25 protein-coding genes are annotated in these 25786 nt (G+C 70.0%); 10 read left to right on the top strand and 15 right to left on the bottom strand.

Translation table 11 applies throughout. From position 1 onward, the window contains the following. Positions 1-60: 60 nt before the first annotated feature. Positions 61-582, top strand: a complete 522-nt coding sequence (locus QRN19_RS17600; protein ID WP_285028520.1) for a hypothetical protein — start codon at positions 61-63, stop codon at positions 580-582. A gap of 23 nt (positions 583-605) precedes the next feature. Next, complete coding sequence (locus QRN19_RS17595) at positions 606-995, top strand: MmcQ/YjbR family DNA-binding protein (RefSeq protein WP_285028519.1); 390 nt, start codon at positions 606-608, stop codon at positions 993-995. 18 nt (positions 996-1013) lie between these two features. Here QRN19_RS17595 and soxR read toward each other — a convergent pair whose 3' ends face one another. The 3 genes from soxR to QRN19_RS17580 all read right to left on the bottom strand — a co-directional run bounded on the left by soxR (position 1014) and on the right by QRN19_RS17580 (position 3481). Further along, the gene (gene soxR / locus QRN19_RS17590; RefSeq protein WP_502928331.1) at positions 1014-1457 is read right to left on the bottom strand and encodes a redox-sensitive transcriptional activator SoxR; all 444 of its coding nucleotides are present in this window, start codon (positions 1455-1457) and stop codon (positions 1014-1016) included. Positions 1458-1567: 110 nt separating this feature from the next. Then, positions 1568-2041 carry a YxiG-like protein gene (locus QRN19_RS17585; RefSeq protein ID WP_285028517.1) on the bottom strand — a complete coding sequence of 158 codons (474 nt, stop codon included), beginning with the start codon at positions 2039-2041 and terminating at the stop codon, positions 1568-1570. Positions 2042-2209: 168 nt separating this feature from the next. Continuing rightward, the gene (locus QRN19_RS17580) at positions 2210-3481 is read right to left on the bottom strand and encodes an HNH endonuclease signature motif containing protein (RefSeq protein WP_285028516.1); all 1272 of its coding nucleotides are present in this window, start codon (positions 3479-3481) and stop codon (positions 2210-2212) included. 179 nt (positions 3482-3660) lie between these two features. Here QRN19_RS17580 and QRN19_RS17575 point away from each other — a divergent pair, with 179 nt between their 5' ends. Continuing rightward, positions 3661-3957, top strand: a complete 297-nt coding sequence (locus tag QRN19_RS17575; protein WP_079704698.1) for a hypothetical protein — start codon at positions 3661-3663, stop codon at positions 3955-3957. A gap of 10 nt (positions 3958-3967) precedes the next feature. Then, entirely contained in the window at positions 3968-4483 is a 516-nt protein-coding gene (locus QRN19_RS17570; protein ID WP_285028515.1) for a hypothetical protein, read from the top strand. 17 nt (positions 4484-4500) lie between these two features. On the opposite strand, the gene QRN19_RS17565 is transcribed toward QRN19_RS17570, so the two are convergent. From QRN19_RS17565 to QRN19_RS17555, 3 genes are all read right to left on the bottom strand, one after another. Next, the gene (locus QRN19_RS17565; RefSeq protein WP_285028514.1) at positions 4501-4692 is read right to left on the bottom strand and encodes a YbdD/YjiX family protein; all 192 of its coding nucleotides are present in this window, start codon (positions 4690-4692) and stop codon (positions 4501-4503) included. Beyond that, positions 4692-7013: a carbon starvation CstA family protein gene (locus tag QRN19_RS17560; protein ID WP_285028513.1), complete on the bottom strand. Its 2322-nt coding sequence runs from the start codon at positions 7011-7013 to the stop codon at positions 4692-4694. Before QRN19_RS17560 ends, QRN19_RS17565 begins: the two co-directional genes overlap by 1 nt. Before the next feature lie 88 nt (positions 7014-7101). After that, positions 7102-8109 carry a LacI family DNA-binding transcriptional regulator gene (locus QRN19_RS17555; RefSeq protein WP_285028512.1) on the bottom strand — a complete coding sequence of 336 codons (1008 nt, stop codon included), beginning with the start codon at positions 8107-8109 and terminating at the stop codon, positions 7102-7104. Between the two features lie 110 nt (positions 8110-8219). Between QRN19_RS17555 and QRN19_RS17550 the strand changes: the two genes are divergently transcribed. The 4 genes from QRN19_RS17550 to QRN19_RS17535 all read left to right on the top strand — a co-directional run bounded on the left by QRN19_RS17550 (position 8220) and on the right by QRN19_RS17535 (position 12241). Beyond that, positions 8220-9266 carry an alpha/beta hydrolase gene (locus QRN19_RS17550; protein ID WP_285028511.1) on the top strand — a complete coding sequence of 349 codons (1047 nt, stop codon included), beginning with the start codon at positions 8220-8222 and terminating at the stop codon, positions 9264-9266. Further along, positions 9263-10279, top strand: coding sequence for an alpha/beta hydrolase (locus tag QRN19_RS17545; protein ID WP_285028510.1), 1017 nt, complete (start codon positions 9263-9265; stop codon positions 10277-10279). Before QRN19_RS17550 ends, QRN19_RS17545 begins: the two co-directional genes overlap by 4 nt. After that, entirely contained in the window at positions 10279-11607 is a 1329-nt protein-coding gene (locus tag QRN19_RS17540; RefSeq protein ID WP_285028509.1) for an MFS transporter, read from the top strand. The genes QRN19_RS17545 and QRN19_RS17540 overlap by 1 nt, the downstream gene beginning before the upstream one ends. Before the next feature lie 127 nt (positions 11608-11734). Then, positions 11735-12241, top strand: coding sequence for a hypothetical protein (locus QRN19_RS17535; RefSeq protein ID WP_285028508.1), 507 nt, complete (start codon positions 11735-11737; stop codon positions 12239-12241). A gap of 33 nt (positions 12242-12274) precedes the next feature. On the opposite strand, the gene QRN19_RS17530 is transcribed toward QRN19_RS17535, so the two are convergent. Together QRN19_RS17530 and rffA are read right to left on the bottom strand one after the other, a co-directional pair. Continuing rightward, complete coding sequence (locus QRN19_RS17530) at positions 12275-13507, bottom strand: rhamnosyltransferase WsaF family glycosyltransferase (protein WP_285028507.1); 1233 nt, start codon at positions 13505-13507, stop codon at positions 12275-12277. Next, complete coding sequence (gene rffA / locus QRN19_RS17525; RefSeq protein WP_285028506.1) at positions 13498-14721, bottom strand: dTDP-4-amino-4,6-dideoxygalactose transaminase; 1224 nt, start codon at positions 14719-14721, stop codon at positions 13498-13500. Before rffA ends, QRN19_RS17530 begins: the two co-directional genes overlap by 10 nt. Positions 14722-14947: 226 nt before the next feature. On the opposite strand from rffA, the gene QRN19_RS17520 reads away from it, so the two are divergent. Both QRN19_RS17520 and QRN19_RS17515 read left to right on the top strand, forming a co-directional pair. Then, positions 14948-15604 carry a response regulator gene (locus QRN19_RS17520; RefSeq protein ID WP_285028505.1) on the top strand — a complete coding sequence of 219 codons (657 nt, stop codon included), beginning with the start codon at positions 14948-14950 and terminating at the stop codon, positions 15602-15604. Next, complete coding sequence (locus QRN19_RS17515) at positions 15601-16683, top strand: sensor histidine kinase (protein WP_285028504.1); 1083 nt, start codon at positions 15601-15603, stop codon at positions 16681-16683. The genes QRN19_RS17520 and QRN19_RS17515 overlap by 4 nt, the downstream gene beginning before the upstream one ends. Positions 16684-16696: 13 nt before the next feature. Here the strand turns inward: QRN19_RS17515 and QRN19_RS17510 are convergent, their stop codons facing one another. The 7 genes from QRN19_RS17510 to QRN19_RS17480 are packed head-to-tail and all read right to left on the bottom strand — an operon-like array spanning position 16697 to position 25780. Further along, complete coding sequence (locus QRN19_RS17510; RefSeq protein WP_285028503.1) at positions 16697-17278, bottom strand: GNAT family N-acetyltransferase; 582 nt, start codon at positions 17276-17278, stop codon at positions 16697-16699. Further along, positions 17275-17607: an NIPSNAP family protein gene (locus QRN19_RS17505; protein ID WP_285028502.1), complete on the bottom strand. Its 333-nt coding sequence runs from the start codon at positions 17605-17607 to the stop codon at positions 17275-17277. Before QRN19_RS17505 ends, QRN19_RS17510 begins: the two co-directional genes overlap by 4 nt. A gap of 56 nt (positions 17608-17663) precedes the next feature. Next, positions 17664-20414 carry a carbohydrate binding domain-containing protein gene (locus QRN19_RS17500; protein WP_285028501.1) on the bottom strand — a complete coding sequence of 917 codons (2751 nt, stop codon included), beginning with the start codon at positions 20412-20414 and terminating at the stop codon, positions 17664-17666. After that, positions 20411-21424: an ROK family protein gene (locus tag QRN19_RS17495; protein WP_285028500.1), complete on the bottom strand. Its 1014-nt coding sequence runs from the start codon at positions 21422-21424 to the stop codon at positions 20411-20413. Before QRN19_RS17495 ends, QRN19_RS17500 begins: the two co-directional genes overlap by 4 nt. Further along, complete coding sequence (locus QRN19_RS17490) at positions 21421-23907, bottom strand: glycoside hydrolase family 2 protein (protein ID WP_285028499.1); 2487 nt, start codon at positions 23905-23907, stop codon at positions 21421-21423. Before QRN19_RS17490 ends, QRN19_RS17495 begins: the two co-directional genes overlap by 4 nt. Then, positions 23904-24824 (bottom strand): carbohydrate ABC transporter permease, encoded by a 921-nt coding sequence (locus tag QRN19_RS17485; protein ID WP_502928328.1) that lies wholly within the window; start codon positions 24822-24824, stop codon positions 23904-23906. The genes QRN19_RS17490 and QRN19_RS17485 overlap by 4 nt, the downstream gene beginning before the upstream one ends. Next, complete coding sequence (locus tag QRN19_RS17480; RefSeq protein ID WP_350224048.1) at positions 24821-25780, bottom strand: carbohydrate ABC transporter permease; 960 nt, start codon at positions 25778-25780, stop codon at positions 24821-24823. Before QRN19_RS17480 ends, QRN19_RS17485 begins: the two co-directional genes overlap by 4 nt. Positions 25781-25786: the final 6 nt, after the last annotated feature.

The following is a 25786-nucleotide window of genomic DNA, read 5'->3' as shown; positions in this document are numbered from 1 at the left end:
CCGCTGCGATAGCGTTGGCCACGTCCCCGAACCCGGATCCCGAGCCACGAGGAAGTGACCATGAAGAACCCGTTCCGCCGCGATGACAGCCCGAACGATGACAGCCCGAACGATGAGCACGCCGACGCCCCAGCACAACCGAACCAGGGCCGCACCCTCGAACCCGCTCCCGAGGTCCTGGCCGAACTCGACGCATTGAACGAGGCCTGCCGGGCGGCGCCTGACGACATCGACGCACAGATCCGACTCTGGCGGGCGGTCGCCGCACTCGACCGGTGGGTCTTCATCAACCGTGGTCCGGAGGACAACCCGCGGCCGTACGCGATCGGCGCTGAGCCCGGCAACCTGCTCTGCATCTACAGCAGCGGGACACGAGCGCAGGAGGCCGCGTACGCGAACGGGCTCGTCCCGCCGGACGCCACGGTGTCGCTCCTCGCGATCCCGATGCCCGCGGCGATCGACTGGGTGATCTCCTTCGGCGAGCTCGGCGTCGCCGGCGTGACGATCGACTACCCGCGCCTGGGTGCCTGGTCTCCGCTGCCGAACCTGGCAAGGCTCCGTCCGGCACAGGACCAGAGCTGACGTCGACACCGAGGAGGATCACGATGCACGGCTCGGAGCTGCAGGAGCGGGCGGCACGCCGCGCCGTTGAACTCCCCGGCGCGGAGCTGACGCACCCGTTCGGCGAGGAGTGGGACGTCTACAAGGTTCGCGGCAAGGTCTTCATGCTGCAGACGGGGGCGACGGGCGAACCCATCGTCACCCTGAAGGCGAGGCCTGAGGACAGCCACAGCCTGCGCGAGGCCTTCCCGGACATCATCCCCGGCTACCACATGAACAAACGACACTGGATCTCGCTCAAGCCGGACGGCGAGCTCGAACCGGCGTTCGTGGACGACCTCGTCACGGAGTCGTACCTGCTCGTCGTCGAGGGGCTGCCGAAGCGGCTGCGCCCGGTCGATCCAGCCACGTTCGGACAACGCCGCGACGGCTGAACACCGGGCCGCCGCCACTCAGACCGGGATGCGTCTGGCGCCGGTGCCGGTGTCGCCGAGCTCGTCGTCGGGGTTGAGGAGCGTGCACGCCTTCATCGAGAGGCAGCCGCAGCCGATGCAGCCGGTGAGCTCACGTTCGAGTCGCTCGATCCCGCGGCGGCGCTGTTCGAGGACCTTCTGCCAGCGGCGGGAGGCACGCTGCCAGTCCTCGTGACTCGGGGTGCTGGAGAGCGGCACGTCGGCGAACGCCTCCGCCACGTCCTCGAGCGGGATACCGAGGCGCTTCGCGACCGAGATGAGCGCGACGCGACGCAGCATGTGCCGGGGGTATCGCCGCTGGTTGCCGGCGGTCCGCTCGGACCCGATGAGACCGAGTCGCTCGTAGTAGTGCAGCGCGGACACCGCGACACCGGTACGGCGACTCATCTCGCCGACACTGAGCAACTCGTCCGGGCTGTGCACGGTGTCGCACCTGGCCTTCCGGGATCCGACCTCAAGCTGCATTGAGGTACAACGCTCGTCTCGACGGTACACGAGCGTTGCGCGCAGTCCGATCCCGAGTGTCCCGGTGGCTACGCAGGCTCGACCCTGAACGGGGCATAGCCGGGAGCCAGCTCCGTGACGCGGAGGTGCGAGAACACCAGACTGATGTCGTGGGCGTTCGACCGCATGCGAACCGCATGGAAGGGGATCCCCACCGACGTCGACCAGGACCGTGCGATCTCCGAGTCAGGCAGCAGTTCGAACCCCGGATAGAGGCCCTGCTCTCTGACACCCCAGACGTACCCGTCAACGTCCGTGCCGAGCTCGAGCAGTCGGTCGTCCAACGAACGCGCCCAGAGGTCCGGTGGAAGCACCGTCGACACGTCGGCCTGCACGCAGTTGACGAAGAGGTAGCGCACGGACCTCATCGGGATGCCCGTACTCGGAGCGGAGACGATCTGGACGACCATCTCGTAGTCGCGCATGTACTCCGTGAAGCCGTGGAACACCACCGCCTGGTCGAACGCGTCATCGAAGGCCGCTTGCATCTCCCTGATCTCCACGGCAGGCAGCGTATCGGAGGACACCCTCGAGCCGCGTCCGGAGCGACCCTTCCGCCCTTCGACAAGCTCGGGGACCGAGACACCCCGAGGAGACCTGCTCCGGTCACTGAGCCTGTCGAAGTGCCCACAAGCAACCCGCCCTTCGACCGGCTCAGGGGCCGGAGGTGGTCAGAACGGTGCCGGGTCCGGTTCGGTCCGGTGGTGCTTCCCGTCGGGTGTCGTCCAGTCGAGGACCCCGCCCGGCCCGTGGTCGAGGTTCCAGCCCGGCAGATGCTTCATCCGGTGATGATGTCGGCACAGGCAAGCGAGATTGCCGACACCCGTCGTCCCGCCGTCCTCCCACGCGACCGAGTGATCCAAGTCGCACGCCCGGGCGCGTCTGCCGCAGCCAGGTGCCCGACACGTGCCGTCCCGCAGCCGCACCGCGCGTTGGAGGTCGGCCGGAACGCGGTACTGGTTCCGCCCGACGGACAGGACCGCGCCGGACTCCGGCTGGACGAGGATCCGGGTGAAGCTGGGCGCGTTGACCGCGATGCGTGCGGCGGTCTCCGGGTCGATCGGACCGTAGCCGTCGAGCGTCGCCGGAGCGTCGCTCACGCCGGCCAGGCTCAGGGCGGGGACGGTGATCTGCACAGTGGGCTTGATGTGCTCCTGCACCTCGATCGGGTGCGGAAGGACCGTGCTCGACATGACATCTTGCGGGGTCACACCGGTGAGCGCGAGTGCCGCGAGGGCGTCTGCCTGCAGCTGCGCGCAGGTGCGGGTGTCACCCGCGGCGCGCGACTCCGCAGCGGCGGCCTCGATGCGCTCCGCGATGCCCTGCGCGATCGGTGCCGTGGTGAACAGGTGGACCCACGCCATGCCGTCGGCGGCCGGCTCGAACTCCACCCGACGGTCCGCCTCGGAACGCTTGGAGCGTGCGGTGATGGACTCGGGGTGGAGCCGCTCGCGGAGCACTCGGGCGCGGTGTCGGAGATACGAGGCGGTCGCGTTCTCGGCGACCGGCAGCACCTGTTCGAGGAACACCGCCCGGCCCGCGGTCGGGACGTCGCAGAGCTGGTCCGTGATCACCTGTGCATGCCGCACCGAGATACGGCCTGCCTCCAGCGACTCGAGCACGGCTGGTGCGTCGTTGACGAGACGTTCGGCGTCGTTCGTCGCACGCTGTATCGTCCGTTCCGGCGTGCGGGTCGCCATCGCGAGGGCCGCACAGGTCGACCGGCGGGAGAGCGCCAGGCGCTCGGCCGGCGGGAACATGGCCGGGACCGTGGCGTCTGCAAAGGCGTCCGCATAGGCGGCAGAGCGGGCCAGGAGGCGCGCCTTCCGCGCGTCCAGGACCGCCTGCTGGCGATGGAGCTCGGCCCACTCGTCCGAGAACTCCGCGAGCTGCGCGGCGTATTCGTCGCCGACGAGGGTCGCGGTGAGGGTGGTCTCGGTCATGACACCAGTCCACCATGGACCACTGACATTCCAGATGCTGAGTTCGAGCGGTTGTGAGAGTCTCTTCGTGTGCCCTTCGACAAGCTCAGGGACCGGAAGATGACCACCGGATTCGGGAGGTCCCTCCTCAGGGACAGGAGAGGGTGCGGCGGAATCACGACGTTCCGTAGGCTTGAAAGGTGAAGCTCATCGCCACCGTCCGCGACCGCGCGACCATCACCACCGAAGCCTCCGCACCCGACGTCGCCGCCCTGCGTGCCGCCGTCCTCGCCTCCACCCCGCCCGGGCACGCCCTCGCCGGGCTGCACGGCGGTGGCCGGGTGAACGGCGACCTCGTCGGCACTGCGGTGTTCCGGCCGACGGCCACCCGCACCATCGAGGCCGAGGGCCGCGACTACCCGAGCGCTCGCAAGGCCCTCGAGGCGCTCGTGCCGGAGGAGCAGGTCGTCCTCTCCGTCCACGCGGTGGACCAGTAGGGGCGCCGGCATGAGTGGCCACGCGTTCTCCGTGGGATCGATGGTGCGCGTGCACGAGGTCGTTTCACCGCTCCCGCCGGCCGACACCATGACGGCACTGCTCTCGGCACTGCAGACGGACGGTTTCGCCGTGGCTCCCGAGGAGTACTCCGACGGCCCCTGGGCCATCCGCTACGCCGTCATCGGGGATGACGCGGCCTCGAACTGGAGTGGATTCGCCCTGGAGGTCGTGCCGCTCCTCTCGTTGTTCGGCGTGCGCCGACCGTTCGCACGATGCGCGGTGCCCGTCGCCGTCCGGCCGACCGAGCACGGCTCCATCCTGTACACGACCACGGTGTGGGGCTTTCGGGGGGAAGCCGGGACGGTCGGCATGGTCGCCCAGCGCGTCGCTGCCGCCACCGAGCAAACCACCAAGGTCGTCGGCGGAACCCACCAAGCCTCATTCTCGTTGCCCGACCGCACAGTCCCGATCGACGGCAGACGCTTCCAGCGACTCACCGGCTGGAAGCAACGTTCGCGGACCTGAGCTGCGGCAGCAGTCGATCAGCAGCAGCGCGAGCCGGGCGTCCGGTCCTGCTCCGCGAAGCGCTCGCGCCAGAAGGTGCGCTCGTCCGGGACGGCCGCGTCGGGATGGACGCGACGCTGGTGCTCCACGTAGGTGACGTAGGCGGTGTCGCCCATCAGCGACGTGACGAACCACCGCACCGACGCCCAGCCCCGCCGCAAGCCGGCCATCAGTGCCCCGACCGCGCGGGTCGCTTGTCGGCGTCCACGGTCGACCACTCGCGCTCGAGTGCCTGCTCCGCCTTCGTGGCGACGAGCCCCGCCGGCGCGTACCGGCGCGACGGCAGCGCCGGGTCCTCCGAGCTCGGCCCGCCGCCCGAGCGGAACGACCGCACCGTGTGGAGGATCGCGAAGAAGATGACGATGATCGCGAGGGTCACGAACAGGATCGAGAGCACCCCCTGCACGGTGGTGTTCCGCACGACCGCCTCCATCGCCGCCCGGGTCGGTGCATTGCCGAAGCTGTCCTCGCCCGCCGCGAGGGCCTCACGGAACGCCGCGTTCTGGGCCCAGTAGCCGACGGCAGGCACGGGCGAGAAGATCTTGAACATCGACGCGGTGATCGTCACCACTGCTGTGAAGGCCAACGGGACGGCGACGATCCACAGCCAGCGGAAGTTCCCGCGTTTCGCCACGATCGCCATGCAGACGGCGAGCGCGATGGCGGCGAGCAGCTGGTTCGCGATGCCGAACAGCGGGAACAGGGTGTTGATCCCGCCGAGTGGATCGGTGACACCCATGATGAGGATCGCTCCCCACGCCGCCACCATCACGGCGGTGCAGATCCACGCTCCGACCCGCCAGTCCGGGTCGCGGAACTTCGGGATGATGTTGCCGAAGGTGTCCTGCAGCATGAAGCGCGCCACGCGTGTCCCGGCGTCGACCGCGGTGAGGATGAACAGCGCCTCGAACATGATCGCGAAGTGGTACCAGAACGACATGAGTGACGTGCCGCCGATGAGTTGCTGCATGATGTGCGCGAGGCCGAGGGCGAGCGTCGGCGCACCGCCGGTGCGGGAGACGATCGACTCCTCCCCCACGTTCGCCGCCGTCTGCGTGAGCACGTCGGGCGTGAGGTTCACCCCGGCGAGGCCGAGCGAGTTCACGAAGGCGACCGCTCCCTCGACGGTGCCACCCGTCGCGGCTGCGGAGGAGTTCATCGCGAAGTAGATGCCGCGGTCGATCGACAGTGCCGCGACGAGGGCCATGATCGCGACGAACGATTCCATGAGCATGCCGCCGTACCCGATGAAGCGGGTCTGGCGCTCCTTCTCGATCAGCTTCGGCGTGGTGCCCGAGGCGATGAGCGCGTGGAATCCGGACAGGGCGCCGCACGCGATCGTGACGAAGAGGAACGGGAAGAGCGAGCCGCTCACGACCGGGCCGGCGTCACCACCGGCGAACTCGCTGAACGCCGGGACCGTGATCTCCGGGCGGACGAGGACGATCGCTCCCGCCAGCATGACGATCGTGCCGATTTTCATGAACGTGGAGAGGTAGTCGCGTGGTGCGAGGAGCAGCCACACCGGCAGGATCGCGGCGACGAACCCGTAGACGATGATCCCGACGGCGATGACCGTGCGGTCGAGGGTGAACGCCGCAGCGCCCCACTCGGTCTCGGCGACCCAGCCGCCGGCGACGATCGCGAACATGAGCAGGACGAAGCCGATGATCGAGATCTCGGTGATCTTGCCCGGCCGGATGAATCGCAGGTACACGCCCATGAAGAGCGCGATCGGGATCGTCATCGAGACGCTGAAGACGCCCCACGGACTCTCGCCGAGCGCGTTGACGACGACGAGGGCGAGGATCGCGACGATGATGACCATGATCGCGAGCGTCGCGATGATCGCCGCAGTGCCGCCGATCACGCCGAGTTCGTCGCGCGCCATCTGGCCGAGGGAGCGGCCGCCGCGGCGCATCGAGAAGAAGAGGACGAGGTAGTCCTGCACGGCACCGGCCAGGATCACGCCGATGATGATCCAGATGGTGCCGGGCAGGTAGCCCATCTGCGCCGCGAGCACCGGGCCGACGAGTGGACCGGCTCCGGCGATGGCCGCGAAGTGGTGGCCGTACAGCACCCGGCGGTCGGTGGGGACGAAGTCCTTGCCGTTGGCGAGGTACTCAGCCGGGGTCGCCCGCCGGTCGTCGGGGCGCAGCAGCTTGCGTTCGATGAGCTTCGAGTAGAAGCGGTAGGCGATGAGGTAGGTGCAGACCGCCGCGAAGACGAACCAGATCGCGTTGACCGTCTCACCCCGCACGAGGGCGAGCATCGTCCAGGCGAGCCCACCGAGGAGGGCGATGGCGACCCACAGGATCACCTTCGCCGGGGTCCATCGCGGGGCGAGGTCGGCCTCGTCGACCGCCGTCGGCGGCAGCTCCGGATCCTGCACCAGGACGGGTTCCGCCTCACCGCCCCCTGCGGGCTGCAACGCTCCGTCCCGCTTCGATCCTGCGCGTGCTCGGTCCTGTCGTCCGGCGTCGTTGCCCATGACGATTCCTCCCTCAACGGTGGTGTTCGTGCGTCGAGGCTAACAGCGTCGCGGCGGCGGCCGCTCGCGGGTTACCGGCGGCCCCACGTCAGACCCGTGCGGTAGTTCCTCGGGCGACCAGGTCGGGTGCGAGCTGCACCGATGAGACGCGGGCGTGCTCACCCGAGAGCCGACCGAGTAGGAGGTCGAGCGCGGCGTACCCGGACTCCTCGAACGGCTGGCGGACCGTCGTGAGGTCGAGCGCCGAGGCCAGCGGTCCGTCGTCGTAGCCGACGAGTGAGCGTCCCTCGGGCAGGTGCGCGCCGGGGACGCGGAACGCCCGGTGCGCGGCGGCGGCCAGCTCGTCGTGGTTGGCGACCACGGCGGTCGCCAGCGGGTCGGCCCGGAACGCCCGCTCGAGCGCAGCACCGACGGCTCCGACGAGGTCAGCCGCGGTGACGTCGGCCACGGCTTCGGAGACGGTGAGCGTGTGGCCGAGGCCACGCGCCCGCAGCATGCCGGCCGACACGTACTCCTCGGAGCGCTGCGGTTCGTGCAGGAACACCACGCGTTCGTGACCGAGCTCCGCGAGATGTCGGGCGATGAGTTCACCACCCCGCTCATCGTCGATCAGGACGGAGGGCAGCCCGAGCCGCCGCTGGGCGCCGTCCGGAACGTCGACGAGGACGACGGGCGGGCCGGGGAGCGCCTTCGACTCCAACGCGGCCGGTGACAGCGGCACGCCCATCACGATGATGCCGTCGATCCCCGCACGCATGGGGAGCGCGTCGAGGACGGGACTGTCGCTGCCCGCTGCAGAGGGGAGGTCGTGCACCACGATCTCGACCGAGTCCGTCGCGGCGCGCTCCATGATCCCCGACAGTCGGCGGTAGTAGGAGGCGTAACTCGAGAACGGCGCAGCAACGGCGATCCGCTGAGCACCGCTCGCGGCGGCACCACCTCGGTAGCCGAGCTCCGTCGCGGCGGCGATGACCGATCGCCGCGTCGCTTCGTTCACCCGCTGCGGGTGGTTGATGGCCAGGGAGACGGTGGAGATGCTCACGCCGGCGCGCTTGGCCACCGCGTAGATCGTCGCCTTCTGCGGTCGCTCGTCCATGGCGCACCTCCTCCGTCGATCCTAGCTCGTGAAAAGTTCTTTGATCGAAGTTCTTCGATAGCGGATACTCGAACCGGACACGGCATCGGTGCCGGGATGGGAGGAACACCATGGCTCGGAGCAAACCCACCGTCGACGCGTTCGTCACGGCGGTCACACGGCGTCTGGCAGCGCTGCAGACGCCCGAGCCGAAGGATCCCGCCGGGCGGCGAGCACACGCGGCGGCCTTCGACCGGGTGTCCTGCGAGGCGCTCGGCACCGAGACCCTCGTGGCGGCGACCGAGGACCACACCGTCCCGGTGCCCGGCCACCCGGACGCACGGCTCCGCGTCTACTGGCCCGACCAGCAGCGACTCCCCGCCCTGGCCGACGGCGCATCCGGTGGTCGGCCCGTCCTCGTGTACTTCTTCGGCGGCGGCTTCACGATCGCCGGGATCGACTGGATCGGTTGGGACGCCGGGTTCCGTCGTCGCGCCAGGGAGGCCGGTGTCATCATCGTCGCCGGCGAGTACTCGTTGGCCCCGGAGGTCCGCTACCCCGCACAACCGGAGCAGTGCTGGTCCGTGTTCGAGTGGGCGGCCGAGCACGCGCGTTCACTCGGCGGCGACCCAGGCCGGCTCGCGATCGGCGGCGCGTCCTCCGGCGGCAACCTCGCCGCCGCCGTGACCCTCATGAACCGCGACCGTGCCAAGCGACCGATCCGGTTGCAGCTGCTCGAGGCTCCGTCGCTCGACCTGACCCGTGGACACCTCGACGCCCGGGGGATCACGCAGGTCCCGGGCGCCATCCTGCGTCGCCTCGCGCGCCAGCTCGTGCGGCAGTATGTGGGGCCGGACCGGGCGACGCAGCGCGAACCGTACGCGTCGCCACTCCTCGCGACCGACCACCGGGATCTGCCGCCGGCCGTCATCTACACGGCGGAGATGGACCCGCTCCGCGGCGACGGCGAGGCCTACGCCCGCGTGCTGAGCGAGGCCGGCGTGCCGGTGAGCTGCGTCCGGTACATCGGGCAGACGCACACCTCCGGCGGGCTGACCGGGCACGTCCCGGCGGCGGACCACCTGCACCGCGACGTCATCACGACCCTGCGGACGCTGCACGAGGAACCGGCGACGTACGGTGCGCCGCTCCGCGAGCCGACGGAGGCCTCGCGGTGACCTCCGTGGAGGAGCTCCGACTGGATCCCGCGATCCTCGCTTGGGCGGCGCGGATCGAGGAACACGTGGAACACCTGCCGACACTCCGCTCCTCGGATCTGGCCCTCCGTCGGCAGGCGGCGCGGCGGCTCTCCGACCTCCTGGCGGAGGAGTTCACCGCACCCGCGCCACCGTCGGTCGACATCACCACGAGCTGGATCGACGGACCGGCCGGCCCACTCGAGCTCCGCCGGTACCGCCCGGACGGTCTCCCCGCTCCGGCGCCGACCCAACTCGCGCTGCACGGCGGCGGCTTCACGTCCGGCACGATCCACGAGCTCCTGAACGACCGTCTCCTCGCCGCCCGTGCCCTCGCCGCCGAGATCCAGATCATCGCGCTCGGGTACCGGCTCGCACCCGAGCACCCGTACCCGGCAGCCGTTGAGGACACCATCCACGCGCTGCGGGTCCTGACGAGCGAAGCGGGCCCGAGCCGTTTCGACGTCGACCCCGGCCGCCTGGGCATCGCCGGCAACTCTGCCGGTGGCGGGATCGCGGCGAGCGCCGTCCTCCGCCTGCGTGACTCGGGTGACCTCCTGCTCGTCCATCAGGCACTCGAGGTCCCCGCGGTGTCGCTGACCCCGTCAGGCGACTCCGCCACCCGGTACGCGCGCGGATTCGGGCTGGACGACGCGGAGGCGCTCGTGCCGCTCTACCTCGGCGGTGCGCGGGCGGCGGACGCCTATGCCTCCCCGCTCGAGGCCGACGACCTCTCGGGCCTACCACCCACGCTGATCCAGGTCGCCGAGCACGACCCGCTCCGCGACGCGGGTTTGGCGTACGGACGCCGACTCGTGGAGGCGGGGGTCCCGACGATGACGTGGATCGGGCGCGGCCACGTCCATGCGTCGGGTGGTCTCACGGCCGTCATGGCGGGGGCGAGGGAGTGGCAGGCGGTCCAGGCCACCGCGCTCCGTGAGGCCTACGGGACGAACCTGCTCGTGCCCGAACCGATCCAGCCGAGGAGACGATGATGTCAGCTCACACCCCACCCTCCGGTCCGTCCACAGGGCCCGCCGAGCCGGAGCCGCGCATCGGTGACGCCGTCCCCGTCGCGGCGGTCGATCCGGACGCCGTCCCCGGGTCACCGCAGGCGCGCGGCTTCTTGCCGCTGTTCGTCCTGGCCTGGTTCGGGGTCACGCTGGCGCTCGGCACCATCAGCGGGGCGTCGATCCCCAAGGCCCTCGCGTTCCTCGACGACGCGACGAAAGGGACGAACCTCTCGATCGTCGCGGCGGTCGGCGGCGTCGTCATCATGATCATCACGCCGCTGTTCGGCCGGCTGTCCGACCGTTCGCGTTCGCGCTTCGGGATGCGGCGGCCGTGGATGCTCGGCGGAGCGGTCGTGGCGCTCGGCGGGGTCGCGATCCTGGCGACGGGTGACAGCCTCGCGGTGACGATCCTGGGGTGGAGCATCGTGCAGCTCGGCTTCGGTGCGACGAACATGGCGGTGCACGCGCTGCTCGCCGATCAGATCCCGGCGCGGATCCGGGCGCGTGTCGCGGCCGCCGCCAGCGTCTCGGGCGGGCTCGCCCTGATCGTCGGCGCGCAGATCGTCGCCGCTCTCCCCAATGACGCTCGGTGGACCTGGTTCGTCGTCCCGGGCCTGATCGGCGGCGTCCTGAGCACCGCGCTCGTGTTCGGACTCCGGGACATCGTGCGGACGGTCCCTGCACCGCCGCTGCGCCTCGCCGACGTCCTGTCCACCTACTGGCTGAACCCCGTGCGCTATCGCGACTTCTTCTGGGCGTGGGCCTGCCGCCTGCTCGTGACGATGTCGATCGTCTCGGTATCGATCTACCTGTTGTTCTTCATCATCGACCAGTTGGGCATCCCGAAGGAGCAGGCCTCGGGCGTCCAGGCGAACGCGCTCATCATCTTCACGGTCGGGAACATCGTCATGACGGTCCTGTTCGGCTGGATCTCCGACCGGACCGGGCGACGGAAACCGATCGTGCTCGTCTCCAGCCTCCTGAGCGCCGCCGGGCTCGGGGTCGCGATCATCTCCCCCGACGTCACCGTGTTCCTCATCGGCATCTTCATCGTCGGAGCGGCGCAAGGGGCCTACGTGTCCGTCGACATCGCCCTCATGACGGAGGTGTTGCCGTCGTTCGACGAAGCCGGCAAGGACCTCGGCATCGTCTCCCTCTCCTATCAGCTCCCACAGCTGCTCGTACCGATCGTCGCCGTCCCCCTGCTCGCGCTCGGTGGCGGGGAGAACTACCACGCCCTGTATCTCGCGGCGATCGTGTTCGCCGTCCTGGGCGGACTCGCCGTGCTGCCGATCAGGTCCGTGCGATGAGAACGACATCGGCACGGTCAACGGCTTGCAGGGGTTGGTTCCGGGGTGGTTTCGAGGTGAAGTCCACCCGGGGCGCAGGACCCGGAGCGACACTGGAACCCACCCGACCTCTGACCACCGGATCTCCATGACGCTGCCGTTCCCGAACGCTCACGACGAAGCCCTGATGCGGCACCCGCTCCGCGAGGTGCTCGCCGAGGCCGTGCTGCAGGACTTCATCGACGACCTCCCGGTCCCCCTGCGACCGTCCGATCTCGCGACCCGGCTGCTCTACCCGCGCTGGCAGGTGTACTCCGACATCCACGAGGGCAGACTCGTCGCCGAACGGGTCCGGAACAACAAACGGTTGTTGAAGATCGACGTCGAGCGGAACCGGGCGTGGATCGCGCACGGACTCGCCACCCGTCGGGCTCGAGCCGGGTCCGCCGTGGGCGAGGCGGGGCCCGAGTCGCCCGTCTCGGTCGTCATCGTCGACCCGGAGGCCATCGAGCAGTTGAACGCCCTCACTGCGAGCGGCTTGAGCGTACGGGAGGCGGTCGAGTACGCGCTCGCGGCCCTCGGCTCACGGGAAGCGGGCACCGCCGCCACCGTGCCCGACATCGACTCGCGCGGCCGACAGGTGCGGGCGGGCTGACCGGTCGCAGCGGGCTGACCCGGCGGACGCGCGTCAGATCGACGTGCGCATCGCCCGCTCGAACTGCGCCACGAACTGCGTGCCGGGGTCGGACCAGTCTGCGGCGGTGATCGACGCCGAGATCCGTTTCGCGTGCTCGACCGCATCGGGCCGCTCGACGATGTCGACGAGGCGACGGGCGATGGCCGCGGGCGACAACGGGACGTATTCGATGTGCTCGCTGTCGAGGACGCCGGTCGTGTTCGGGCTGTCGTTGACGACGGGCACGACGCCGGAGGACATGATCTCGAGCGGCAACAGGGACATGTCGGTCAGCGAGAGGACGAGGCCTGCGGCGCAGCGGTTGTAGACCGCGTTGAGCTCCGAGATGTCCATCGCCGACCGGTTGACGAACGGGAACTCGGTCTCGTATCCCGACATGTCCCAGCCGACGAGGTTGATCGTGATGTCGGGGCGCAGGCGGTGGAACTCGGTCAGCGCGAGCTCGCCGATCTCCCAGCCGCGACGGGGCGTCGGCGGGCGGGCGTAGAACAGGATCTCCGTGCGGGGCGCGTCGTTCACGTGCGAATAGTGCTGCTTGTCGACCGAGTAGTCGAAGTGGTCGCAGCTCATCCCGTACTCGTCCGCGACCTTCTGCGCGAGCCACGGCCCGGCGGAGAAGCCGTGGAACCCGAACCGGTAGGTGTTCTCCGCGAGGACGTACTCGCTGCTCGCCGGGTAGAACCACGGCTCGAAGTCCTGCACGAAGGAGAACCGCTTGGCCGGCCCCTCGTAGCGGAACGCGGGGTAGGCCGTCTGCCAGTCCGAGGAGACGATGACGTCCGCACCCGGCGCGATGCCGGTCGTGGGGTCGTATCGGACGATGTCGGCCTGCAGCTCCGGGTACGCACTGCTCGCAGCCATCATCGCCCGGATCCCGGGGATGTCGACCGCGGGCTGCGCCGAGGCCTGGTACAGGTGGATCGTGAGCCGGTGACCGGCCCGCTCGAGGAACTCCATGAACCGGAAGGCGTTCTGGTGGCCGCCCGAGGTCCGACTCGGCGGTGAGATCAACCACGCCACGTCGTAGGGACGCTCCGGGAACTCGGCGGCGTTGAAGTTCCGCGGAACCGTCCAGTCGGCGGCGATGGCGTCGCTCGGGTACAGGTCCGTCGGCTTGCGCCGCATCGGGTTGAACCGTCCGTCGGCGAAGTGCGCGGCGCGCCAGAGCGTCGATCGGACGCCCTCGCCGCGGATGGCCCGGAGCCCCTGTCCGATCATGCCCATGTGGAGTCCCGTCCCGTCGATGCCGTCACCGCAGGCGCGGTGGGTGTTGCTGGTGTCACTGGTGTCACCGGTCCGAATGAGCGGACCGCTGTGATGACGCGGTCCACCTCGTCGTCCGTCATGGCGGGCCACAACGGGAGCCGGACGAGACGCTCGGCGAACCGGACCGCGTGCTGCGGCTCGGTGACCACTCTGCCGTAGCGCCGGCCTGCCGCGCTCGAGTGCAGCGGCACGTAGTGGAAGGCGGCTCCGACACCGTGCGCCTGGAGGTGCCGCAGGAACTCCTGTTGCACCTGCGCGTCCGGCAGCTGGAGGAAGAACAGGTGTGCGGCGTGCACACCACCGGGCGGGTCCATGAGCGTCACGCCGCGATCGTGCGCCCACTCGGCGAGTTCGGCCGCGTAGCGGTCCCAGATGCGATGCCGATGCGTCTGGATGACGTCGAAGTCGCGGAGCTGGGCGTCGAGGACGGCGGCGTTGAGCTCGCTCGGCAGGTAGCTCGACCCGAGGTCCGCCCAGCTGTACTTGTCGACCTGCCCGCGGAGGAACTGTGCGCGATCGGTCCCCTTCTCCCGCATGATCTCGGCTCGGAGCAGGACGGTCTCGTCGGAGATGAGCAGGGCGCCGCCCTCGCCGCAGTGCACGTTCTTCGTGTCGTGGAAGCTCTGGGCGGCCATCGCTCCGACCGTGCCGAGGCGGACACCGTCGCCCGCGACCCCGAGGCCGTGCGCGTTGTCCTCGAGCAGGTGCAGCCCGTGCTCGGCCGTGAGCTGTTGGAACGCCGGCACGTCCACCGGGACGCCGCCGTAGTGCATGATCGAGATCGCCCGCGTGCGGGGTCCGATGGCGTCGGCGACGTGCTGCGGGTCCAGGTTGCCCGTCACCGGGTCGCTGTCGACGAAGACGGGCGTCGCACCGGCGAGGACGACCGCGTTCGCGGCCGACGGGAAGGTGAAGGTCGGCAGGATGACCTCGTCGCCGGGACCGACGCCGATCAGGCGGGTCATCATCTCGAGCGCATGGGTGCCCGAGGTGGTCAGGAGCGCGTGCGGCGCGCCCGTGAGGTGTCGAAGGCGTTCGGACGCCGACGCGGTGAAGACACCGTCGCCGTGGACGTGGTCGGAGGCGAGGACGCGTTCGAGCTGTTCGAGCTCACCGGCCGCGCGGAACGGCTTCGACAGCGGGATCCGCTGCTCCACGCGCACTCGTGTCATGACTGTTCCCGCATCGTGTTTCCCCCGGACGTTCGATCGACACCCTCGATGTCGATGCTCCGAGTGACACTCACGTCACCGGGGCGATTCAGTCTCCGCCTCGGCGGGCACGATCCGCATCCTGCTGCGGGCTATTCCACCCCCGCCACCTGGCGGGTTCCAGCGGTCGTGCGTCATGGCCGCCTGCCGGGACTCGTAGGGTGAGAGTCGAGCTGAGGAGGACACCGTGATCGGAGTGGCCATCGTCGACGACGAGGCGTTGGTACGGTCCGGATTCGAACTCATCCTGGGTGCCGTCGAGGACATCGAGGTCGTCGCCTCGGTCGACGGGATCGACGCCGTGGAGGCGATCCGCTCGAGCCGTCCCGACGTCGTCCTCCTGGACGTCCGCATGCCCGGGCGCAACGGGCTCGACATCCTCGATGAACTGCAGACCTGGGACGACCCGCCCGTCGTCGCGATCCTGACCACCTTCGACTCCGACGACTACATCGCTCGCGCCCTCCGCAGCGGCGCCGCGGGATTCCTCGTGAAGGACACGGACCCGGAGCAGCTCCCCATGCTGCTGCGATCCCTCTCCGCGGGCGGCATCGTGCTCTCCCCGCAGGTGTCCCGGACGCTCGTCGGCGGGTTCGCCCGCACCGCCGACCGCGAGGCGGCGAAGCGATTGTCGGGGCTGACGGGCCGCGAACAGGACGTGCTCGCGGCGCTCCGAACCGGTGCGTCCAACACCGAGATCGGCGAGGCGCTGCACCTCAGCCGCGCGACCGTGAAAGACCACGTGAGCGCGATCCTCGGCAAACTCGAGGTGACGACGCGACTCGAAGCCGCCATCATCGCCGAGCGCGCCGGAGTCCACGGCGACGAGGCGGCCCCGCGATGAAGCGGCGCTCCCGACTCTGGTCGGTCCTCCTCGAACTCGCCCTCATCGCGGCGGCGACCGTCGAGAGCCTGACGACGCTCGGGTGGGCGACGCCCTGGGAGTCCGGCCTGGCGATCGCCGCTGCCGTCGGCCTCGTCTTCCGACGACGCTGGCCGTGGCTGTCGCTCCTCCTCGCCGTGCCTGCCTTCACCCTCAACCTCGCCACCCTGGCCGGGTTGGCGTCGCTGTTCTCCGTCTCGGTGCGGGAGCGACGACGCTGGCGGCTCGTCACGACCGGCGCCGTGGTCTTCGTCCTCGCCGCGGTGCCGTGGTGGGGGTGGACGTCACCCGACTACACGATCCTCTCCATCGTGTACGCCGCGCTCTACGCGGCGGCGCCGATCGCCTTCGGCCTGCTCGTCCGCACCCGCCGCGAACTGTTCGACCGTGTCCGCGACCTCGAACAGATCCGACGCAGCGAGCGGGCGCGCATCGCCTCCGACGTCCTCGTCGAGGAGCGCTCGCGCATCGCCCGGGAGATGCACGACGTCGTCTCCCACCAGGTCAGTCTGATCGCCGTCCAGGCGGGCGCGATCCAGATGCAGACCGAGGAACCCGGGACGAAGCGGATGGCCGTGACGATCCGGTCGCTCGCGTCGCGCACGCTCGACGAGCTGCGGGACATGGTGACGCTGCTGCGCGCGGAGACCGGACATGCGCCACTGGCCCCACAACCGACGGTCGACGACCTCGACCGGTTGATCGCGGACAGCGGGATCGCCGTCACCTCCGCCATCGAGTTGCCGGACGGTCTCCCCGCACCCGTGCAGCGGGCGATCTACCGGACGGTGCAGGAGGGGCTGACGAACGCGCGCAAGCATGCGCCGGGGGCCGCGGTCGATGTGCGCGCCGAAGCCTCCGCCGACGAGGTCACCGTGACCATCCGTAACGACCGCCCCGCGCGGTCGTCCGACAGCTCGTGGTCGTCCGCGGGCCACGGCCTCGTCGGCCTGAGCGAACGCGCCGAACTCCTGAACGGGTCCCTCCTCACCGAGGACGCGCCGACCCGGTTCACCCTGACGTTCCGCGCGCCCTACTGAGGGTCGCTGAGGTTCAGCCGTCCGTGCCGGACCGGCGGTCGTCGGTCGAGAGCACCGACATCAGGATCGAGTCGACCCATGCGCCGTCCCAGCGGAGTGTGTGACGCTGACGCCCTTCGACGACGAACCCGGCCTTGACGTAGGACCGTTCGGCCCTCGGATTGAACGAGTAGACGTCGAGGACGACCCGGTGCAGGCCGATGAGGGCGAACGCGTGGTCGAGGACCGCCGTCGTGGCCTCGGTCCCGAACCCCTGTCCGGTCCGCCCGGGAGCCAACGCGATCCTGAAGTTCATCGACGCGTTGTCCTCGTCGAGCTCGTTGAGCACCACCTCGCCGAGATACGCACCGGAGTCGATCGCGGTGACGGCCCAGTCGGCCCGGTCGTCCTGCCCGCCGATGGTCGCGAGGTGACGCTCGACCGCCTCACGCGGAATCGGGCCACGCGTGCCCGTGAGGCGGAGCGTCTCCGGGTCGGCCAGGCCGCGCAGGGTCGGTTCGAGGTGCGCCGGGCCGAGAGGCACCAGCCGGAGCCTCGGCGTCACGAGGGTGTCGAGCTCCGCGAGCTTCGAGGTGTCGACGGTCGGGACGGTCACGCCTGCCCCTCCCCGTCCATCTCATCGCCGAAGAGCGGCGTCTGGAAGCGCCGCTCGAAGCGGACGATGCAACCGGTGCCCCGAACGAGCTCGTACGCCTCGATGCACTCCGGGTCCGTCGCCGCGGCGATGCGGTACTGCTCGTAGGCGGCGAGTGAGGGGAAGCTGAACAGCGCGAACGCCTCGTCGTTGTCGCCCTCCGCGGGGAGGAAGTAGCCGTGGTGGTCGCCACCGAGCCGGTTCACGAGACGGATCCATCGCCGCCCGTACTCGGTGAACGTGTCGAGCTGCTCGGGGTCGATCTGGTAGCGGAGGTGGATGGTGATCATGGGTCCAGTCTGGCGGTGACCCGGCAGCGGGTGGTATCCCGCCGCCGGGTCGACGGTCAGTGCGCCCGCCGCCGGGCGCGGATCAGCAGCAGACCACCCGTCGCGGCCAGCGCGAGCGCGACGACGATCCACGGCGCGGCTTCCAGTCCGGTGCGGGCGAGGTCGCTTGCCGGCGCGCCGGTTCCGGTGTCGCCCGCCGTGCCGGGCTGCCCTGCCCCCGGCTGTCCCGTCCCCGGTTGCCCCGTCCCCGGTTCCGGCTCCACCGCGGCGACCGTCGTGGCGACGTCGTCGACGAGCAGCGTGCCTGCCCCTTCGCCGCCGAGGTAGAACCCGAGCTGGGTGACGGACGTGGGGTCGAACGCGGCCTCGCCGGCCCAAGCGGGCGAGGCGAAGTCCGAGAACGGGATCGCGACGCGTTGCCACCCCTCGCGCTCGATCGGCGCGACCGTCTCCCAGTAGGTCCCGTGCGTCACGAACTGGACGGTGACGTCGTCGCCCGGCGTCCCCTGCACCCAGAATACGAGCCCCGTGTGGCCCCACCAGTCCTGCGGTGTCTGGAAGGTGCGGACGATCCCGGCGTACCCGGGACCGGCGAGGTCGTACGCCGCCGTCATCGCTTGCGAGCCGGTGTCGGGGTTCGTCGCGAGCGTCGGGGTGATCGCCCCACCGCCGGTGTTCCGCACGTAGGCGGCCTGCAGCGCGGCGTCGTCGGCGTACGACTCGAAGTCGTCGACGACGATCGACTCACTCGGGAGGGTCTTCATGAGGAAGTACGCCGCCCCCGTGCTCGAGGCGGTCGTCCCGGCGCCGTTGACCGCGGCGACCGACCACCAGTACCGCTGGCCCGGCGTGAGGGAGACCGTCGGGGTGATGGAGGTGGTGCCGATGCCGTCGACGACCACGACCGGGTTCCCGAGGTCCGCTTGCTGCGCGAGCGTCAAGCGGTAGTACGCCGCTCCGACCGACGGCTCCCAGGTGAAGGTCGGGGTCGCGGTCACGTCGACGGTGCCGGCCGCGGGCGAGATCGACGCGAACGCCGCCGGTGGTCCGCTCGGGGCGTCGACCGCCGACCAGATGGTGGCCCGCGACAACTCCGCACCGGCCGCGAGGGTCACCCGCAGGTACGGGCCGACCAGATCGCGTGCGACCACCGCGCCGCCGACGCCGACCTCGGTCGCTGCGGTCTCCCACGTCGAACCGTCGGGGCTGGACTCGACCACGGTCGACCCGGAGACGAGGAACGACGCCGCTGAGAGTCGGTCCTGCTTCCAGGTGACGCTGGCTCCGTCGTCCGCGGCGACCACACGGGTCCCGTCCGCTCGTGGGGTGATGTTCGCCCCGTCGTGCGCCTCGGTGAGGAGCCAGGACTCGAGCGGGTCCACGAGCACGCGGGTGTCCGCCTCGGTCGCGACCTGGTCGGAGACCGAGGCCACCGCGCCGGCCGCGTCGAGCGCGACGACTCGGTAGACGGCACCGACCGGGGAGGCGAAGTCCGTGGCGGATCCGGCGTCGGCTGCCAGTGCTCCGGTCTCGACCGGCGTCCAGCTCGTCCCGTCGATCGTCCGCTCGATGCGGTAGGACACCGCACCGCCGGCCCCACGCCACCGGACGGTGTTGATGCCGTCCGCGCGGTCGACCGCCGTGATGAGCGGTGTCCCGACGGCGGGAGCAGCCGGCACGGCACCGATCGCGGCGGCATAGGCGGCGATCGCGGAGACCCGGGCGCGCTCGGCGTCGGTCGCACCGGGTGCATGGATCGTGAACCCGTCGTCGTGCGGGACGAGTCCACCACGATCGTTGTTGCCGAACAGTGACCAGAACAGCATGCCGGTCACGTTCGGGTCGGCGACGAGCGGTTCGAGCAGCGCCGGGCTCGCAGCTGTGGAGGCGTACTCGCCGGCCAGGTAGACCTTGCCCGCGGCGGTGACCGTGGCGGCGTCCGCGGAGACGCGGGCGACGGTCGGCGGGTAGTAGTGCACGTCGACGATGTCGAGTCCGGGCGCCGAGAGGGTGTCCGAGTCGATGTCGAAGCGCCGACCGGCCGCGACGAGCTGCTGCGGAGCGCGTTCCTTGATGAACGCGACCTGCCGCTCGATCCACGGCGCGGTCATGCCCTCCAACTCGTTCCCGAGTTCCCACGCCATGACCGTCGGGTCCTCGGTGTACCGGACGCCGGTCAGCGCGTTCGTCCGCCGCAGGATCGCGTCGACGTAGGCCTGATAGGCGGCGATCGGCCGCTCGTCGGTGTAAAAGTCGGCCGACGTCAGCCCGTAGGGGGTCGTGAAGTCGCGGTGCCCGCCGTGGTAGTACTCCCACTCGTCGGTGAGCGGGAGGACGAGCCGGATACCGAGCTTCCCGGCGTACGCGATGGCGAAGTCGATCGTCGCGAACGCCTCCTCGTTCATCTGCCCGAGGCTCGGCATGATCGCCAACGGGTTCGCCCCGTCCTGGCCCGTCGAGGTCATCATGTGGGTCCGGACGACGGTCGAACCCATCCGCGCCGCCGCGTCGAGGGTGTCGGCGATACGGAAGGCCGTCGGATAGTCGACCCCGCCCACGTTCTCGTCGAGACCGAGCCAGTAGATGTTCGGGCCGCTGAACCGGAAGGTCTCGCCGTCGAGCACGAGACGCGCACCGTCACGCTCGACGAACGAGGTGTTGAGCGAGGTCCAGTCGGTCGGGGCGGCGGCGGCCGGTGCGGCGAGCGCCGGTGACAGCGCGGCGGTGAGGGCCGCGGCGAGCAGACCGGCTGCCAGGCGGCGGCCCGGGTCACGTCGTGGTGGGCGGGGGTCGGGGGTGCGGTTCATCGTGCCAGGCTCCTTCGTCTGGGATGGTGCATCGGATCGAGCGGTGGGAGGCCGAGCGCCTCCGGTCGGTGGATCAGGGCCGCGGCGCCGAGGATCGGACCCGCGCCGTCGAGGGCGGAACCGGTGACGACCACACCGGCCGCGTAGTCGAGGACGATGGCGTCCTGCACCGCGGCACGGACGAGGTCGAGGTAGTCGGTGCTGACGGCGGTGAACCCCCCGCCGACGGCGACCGCTTCGAGGTCGAGGAGGGTCGCGGCACTCGCGATCGCCTGTCCGACCGCGGTGGCCGAACGGACGACGGCGGACCGCGCGACGGGGTCACCGGCCGCGGCGTCGACGGCGAGTTCCTCGCCGGTGTGCCCGTCCCAGCCGTGGGTCCGCGCCCAGGCGACACTCCGCGGTCCGGAGGCGATGCGCTCGAGCGTCGCGTCGTCGGCCGACTCCCCCGGCGGACGCGAGGCGATCTGCACCTGACCGATGTGACCGGCGTTGCCGCTCCGGCCGGCGATCAGCCGTCCGTGCAGGATGATCCCACCGCCGACACCGGTCGAGACGATCATCGCCATCGAATTGGCGGTGCCTCGAGTGGCTCCGAGCCAGTGTTCCGCGAGGGCGATGCAGGTGCCGTCGAGGCGGACGACGACGGGGACCAGCGGCAGTAACCGGGAGACGTGCGCTCGGAGGTCGAAGCCGTGCAGTTGCGGGAGGTTCTTCGGGCTGACCGTCCCGAGTTCGAGGTCGACCGGTCCTGCCGAGCCGATGCCGACGCCGACGAGCGCGGACCCGTCCGGCAGGTGCGCGATGGAGGCGAGCACGACCCGGTCGACGGCCTCCTCCAGCGCGCGGCGCCCCGCACCGGACCCCGTCGGCGCCCGGTGCACGCTGCCGTCGACCACGACGCCTTCCTCGGTGACGAGTGCCGCCTCCACCTTGGTGCCGCCGAGGTCGACCGCGAGCGCGATCGACCCCGGCGAGTCGCGTTCCCCGGTCAGGTCCGCCAGGGTCACCGTGCCCAGTCCTCGACGAGCTGGTTCGCGGTGCGCACCACCCGGGTCGAGAGGAGCTCGTCCTCGCCGAGCTCCATCGCAGTCCGCACGTGGAACGTGACGCGCTCACCGGGCAGCAGGGTCACGAGCTGGTCGTCGACGACTGCGGCCGGATCCACCTTGTCGACGAGCAGCGTCAGGTCGCGCAGGAACGATTCGGCCGTGACGGTCACGGCGTAGCCGTCGTCCACCCGGGCGACGTCGGCGCGGTACCGGGGAGCGGGGATCGCGGAGTCGCGCGCCTCGGCGAAGGACCAGAACCCGCGCTCCGCCCCGAGTGTGGCGACGAGGAGTTCCTCGGTCGCGGTGCCTGCGACGGCGACCGATTGGGGGATCTCGACGAGCGTCGACGAGCGTCGGTCGAGGTCGACCGGGACGCGCGCGGACGCGAGTTCGGTCCCGTCGAACCGCAGCCGCCGGATGACGAGGTCGTCGGCCCAGGCGTCGGGCCCGTCGTTGAGGACGGCGACCACGAGGGATTCCCCACGCGGCTGGACGGTCACGAGTCGGTCGGCATAAACGTGCTTGAGCGCGTACAGCAACGGCTTCGCACGCTCGTCGCCGTCGACGGCCGCCCACGAGGTGACGGGCCAGCAGTCGTTCAGTTGCCACACGATCGATCCCATGCAGCGCGGGCTCCACGAGCGGAAGTGCTCGATCGCGACGGTCACCGCGTTGGCCTGGTTGAGCGACATCGCCCAGTGCCAGTCCTCGGTGTCGTCAGGCAGGGGCAGGTGCGCGACGAGTCCGTCCGTCAGCTTGTCGTTGCCGTCGGTCGCCTTCTGGTGGTGGATCATCCCGGGCGACTCGGGCGTGAGCGGCGAGTCCGAGATGGCCCGTTCGATCGTCGACCACGTCGCCGGCCCCTGCCAGCCGAACTCGGCGACGAAGCGCGGCGAGACGTCGCGGTATGCGGGGTAGTCGACGCGGTTCCACAGCTCCCACAGGTGTACGGAGCCGTGGTCGGGGTCGTTGGCCGGGATGTCCGGCGTGCCCGACCAGGGGCTGCCCGCGGTGTAGTTGCCGGCCGGGTCGAGCTCGGCGACGAGCCGCGGCAGCAGGTCGAGGTAGTAGCCCATCCCCCAGGTGCGACCCTGGACCCGCTTCTCCCAGCCCCACTCCTCGAAGCCCCAGATGTTCTCGTTGTTGCCGTTCCACAGCACGAGGCTCGCGTGCGGCATGATGCGCGTGATGTTGTCGCGCGCCTCCGCCTCGACCTCGCTCCACAGCGGCTCCTCCTCGGCATAGGCCGCGCAGGCGAAGAGGAAGTCCTGCCAGACCATGATCCCGCGCTCGTCGCAGAGCTCGTAGAAGTCGTCGGACTCGTAGTAGCCGCCACCCCAGATGCGGAGCAGGTTGAGGTTCGCGAACTCGGCCTGGTCCATGCGGCGCGCGAGCCGTGCCCGGTCGACGCGGGTCACGAAGGCATCATCGGGGATCCAGTTGGCGCCACGGACCCAGACGGCCTCGCCGTTGACGACGAAACGGAACGAGGTGCCCTCCGCGTCGGGTTCGAGTTCGACGGCGACGGTCCGGAACCCGATCCGCTTCGACCACTCGCCGAGGCGGGCCTCGTCCTGGTGCAGCACGACGTCGAGGTCGTACAGCGGCTGCTCGCCGTACCCACGCGGCCACCAGAGTTCGGCATCCGCGACGGAGAGCTCGACCACGGCGGTGTCTGCACCGGCCGCGAGAACGACGTCGGCGTTCGCACCGGCGACCGTGGCGGTGAGCGCGAGTGCCGTGTCACCGTCGCCGGCGCGTTCCACGTCGACGTGTACGGCCACCCGACCCTCGTCGCCGTCGACGGTCACGACCGGACGCACCGAGGCGAGCCGGGCCGTCGACCACGACTGCAGGCTCACGGGCTTCCACAGTCCGGAGGAGGCTGCGTCGAGCCCCCAGTCCCAACCGAAGTTGCAGGCGGCCTTGCGGATGGCGTTGAACGGGTGGGAGTAGGTGTGCGGGCGGTAGCCGATCTCGAGGCTGGCCAGGTCGGCCGCGGCGACGGGCGAGGCGAAGTGCACGACGAGTTCGTTCTCGCCCTCGAGCAGGACGGCGCCGACGTCGATGCGGTAGGTGCGGTGCTGGTTCCGGGTGGTCGCGACGACCGAACCGTTCAACGTCACCCTCGCGACGGTGTCGAGCCCCTCGAAGACGAGGTCGTGGCGGTCGTGTCCGTCGGGCGCCCACTCGAAGGCGCTGCGGTACTCCCAGTCCGTCGACCCGATCCACGTCACGAGGTGCTCGTTGCGGTCGAGGAACGGGTCGGGGATGAGCCCCGCGTCAATGAGGTCGGTGTGCACGAGGCCGGGAACCGTGGCCGGCACGCTGGTCCCGACGAAGGCATCCGGGACGGCTCCGCCGACCGCTCGCAGACTCCACCCCTCGTGCAGGAGGCGGGAGGTCAGAGGACGGACGGTGGTGGTGTCGATGATGCTCACTTGGTTGCTCCAGAGGTCAGGCCGTTGTAGATGTATCGCTGCAGGAAGAGGAAGGCGACGAGCGTCGGGATGATCACGAGGATCGTCCCGGCCGCGATGATCTGCCACTGCGCGCCGAACGGTCCCATGAACCGGAACAGCGAGGTGGAGATCACCCCCAGATCCTGCGACGGCATGTACAGGAAGGGGATGTAGAACTCGTTGTAGATGGCGATGCCCTTGATGATCACGACCGTCGCGACGGCGGGCTTCAGCAGCGGCAGGATGATGCGCCAGTAGATCGTGAACCGGTTCGCGCCGTCGAGCATCGCCGCCTCGTCGAGGGAGACGGGGATCGACTGCATGAACTGCAGGAAGATGTAGATCGCGACGATGTCGGTCCCCATGAAGAGCAGGATCGCGGCGCCGCGGGTGTTGAACAGCTCGAGCGCGGACACGACCTGGAACGTGGCGACCTGGGTCGTCACCGAGGGTACGAGCGTCGCCAGGAGGAACAGGCCCATGACGAGCTTCCGCCCGCGGAAGCGGAACCGGTCGAGCGCGTAGGCCGACATGGTGCCGATCAGGATCGTCCCGGCGACGGACACGAGCAGGATGATCGCGGTGTTGAGGAAGCCGGTGACCATGCCACCCTGATCGAACGCGACGACGAAGTTGTCGAGGTTGAACCAGTTCGACGGCGGCGTGAGCGGGCCGGTCGTCCGCTGCTCGCGGTCGGTCTTGAACGCGAGCATGAAGATCGTGGCGAGGGGGACGACGGCGAAGAGGCTCGCGATGATGAGCGAGGCGTACTTGATCGTCGTCGCGGTGAGGGCGGCGGCGCCCTGTGGACGCTTCGGCCCGCGCCTCGTCCGCCGCAACGGGGTACGGGGCTCGGGAGCGGACGCGGAGACCGGTCGGTCGGTGGTGGCGGTCACGACTCGCCTCCCTTCTCGTCGGGGAAGACCCGGCGTTGGACGAAGGTGATGATCAGGACGATCAGCAGCAGGACGACGGCCATCGCCGACGCCAGACCGACCTTCGAGAACTTGAACGCCGTGTTCACGGTCTGGATCACGAAGGTCTCGGAGCCGTTCGCGCCGCCGGTCATGATGTACGGCATCTCGAAGGCGGACAGGGCTCCGGCGATCGCCAGGATGAACGAGAGGCCGAGGATCCGACGGATGCTCGGCAGGATGATGAACCGGAACTTGTGCCACGAGTTGGCACCGTCGAGGTCGGCGGCCTCGTACTGCTCCGACGGCACCGACTGGATGGCGCCGAGGAAGAGCACGAAGTTGAGGCCCATGTACCGCCAGACGGACGTCGCTGCCAGCGATGCGTTCACGAATGACGGGTCGCCGAGCCACTGCGGGGTGTCCTGGACGCCGACCGCCGCGAGGAGGGCGTCGAGCGTGCCGCCGGGGCGGAGGAAGTAGAGGAAGACCAGCCCGATCGCGACCCCGTTGATGAGGTAGGGGAAGAAGATGACACCCTTGAAGAGGTTCTTGAAGCGGGTCCGGAAGCTCAGCAGCGTGGCGAGGTACAGCGCCAGGACGAGCTGGGCGACGGCTCCGACGAGGTAGTACAGGCTGACGAAGAAGACCTGGAAGATCTCGGGCTTCGTGAAGATCTGGACGAAGTTGTCGATGCCGACGAACTCCTGCTCGGGCTCGAGTCCGTCCCACGAGGTGAGGCTGTACCAGAACATGTTCGCGACCGGCACGTAGGTGAGCACGATCAGGAAGGCGAGCGGCACCACGAGGAAGAGCCAGGGGGTGACGCGTGACCCCGTCGACTTCGGCGGTCTCCCCGGTCGCAGCATGCGCGCCCGGCGTGGATGGTTCGTCACCACCGCTCGGGTGGCGGGTGACGCTCCCTGGACTGTGACCATGTTCGT

It is taken from the genome of Plantibacter sp. ME-Dv--P-122b (genome assembly GCF_030209375.1).
GTDB lineage: Bacteria > Actinomycetota > Actinomycetes > Actinomycetales > Microbacteriaceae > Plantibacter.
The sequence above is the reverse complement of the archived record's forward strand: the minus strand, read 5'-3'. Positions and strand labels throughout refer to the sequence as shown.

Coding starts and splice junctions, on each gene's coding strand:
- QRN19_RS17600 (WP_285028520.1), top strand. CDS start 61: ATGAAGAACCCGTTCCGCCGCGATGACAGCCCGAACGATGACAGCCCG.
- QRN19_RS17595 (WP_285028519.1), top strand. CDS start 606: ATGCACGGCTCGGAGCTGCAGGAGCGGGCGGCACGCCGCGCCGTTGAA.
- QRN19_RS17580 (WP_285028516.1), bottom strand. CDS start 3,481: ATGACCGAGACCACCCTCACCGCGACCCTCGTCGGCGACGAATACGCC.
- QRN19_RS17570 (WP_285028515.1), top strand. CDS start 3,968: ATGAGTGGCCACGCGTTCTCCGTGGGATCGATGGTGCGCGTGCACGAG.
- QRN19_RS17565 (WP_285028514.1), bottom strand. CDS start 4,692: ATGGCCGGCTTGCGGCGGGGCTGGGCGTCGGTGCGGTGGTTCGTCACG.
- QRN19_RS17560 (WP_285028513.1), bottom strand. CDS start 7,013: ATGGGCAACGACGCCGGACGACAGGACCGAGCACGCGCAGGATCGAAG.
- QRN19_RS17555 (WP_285028512.1), bottom strand. CDS start 8,109: ATGGACGAGCGACCGCAGAAGGCGACGATCTACGCGGTGGCCAAGCGC.
- QRN19_RS17550 (WP_285028511.1), top strand. CDS start 8,220: ATGGCTCGGAGCAAACCCACCGTCGACGCGTTCGTCACGGCGGTCACA.
- QRN19_RS17540 (WP_285028509.1), top strand. CDS start 10,279: ATGTCAGCTCACACCCCACCCTCCGGTCCGTCCACAGGGCCCGCCGAG.
- QRN19_RS17535 (WP_285028508.1), top strand. CDS start 11,735: ATGACGCTGCCGTTCCCGAACGCTCACGACGAAGCCCTGATGCGGCAC.
- QRN19_RS17530 (WP_285028507.1), bottom strand. CDS start 13,507: ATGGGCATGATCGGACAGGGGCTCCGGGCCATCCGCGGCGAGGGCGTC.
- rffA (WP_285028506.1), bottom strand. CDS start 14,721: ATGACACGAGTGCGCGTGGAGCAGCGGATCCCGCTGTCGAAGCCGTTC.
- QRN19_RS17515 (WP_285028504.1), top strand. CDS start 15,601: ATGAAGCGGCGCTCCCGACTCTGGTCGGTCCTCCTCGAACTCGCCCTC.
- QRN19_RS17505 (WP_285028502.1), bottom strand. CDS start 17,607: ATGATCACCATCCACCTCCGCTACCAGATCGACCCCGAGCAGCTCGAC.
- QRN19_RS17500 (WP_285028501.1), bottom strand. CDS start 20,414: ATGAACCGCACCCCCGACCCCCGCCCACCACGACGTGACCCGGGCCGC.
- QRN19_RS17480 (WP_350224048.1), bottom strand. CDS start 25,780: ATGGTCACAGTCCAGGGAGCGTCACCCGCCACCCGAGCGGTGGTGACG.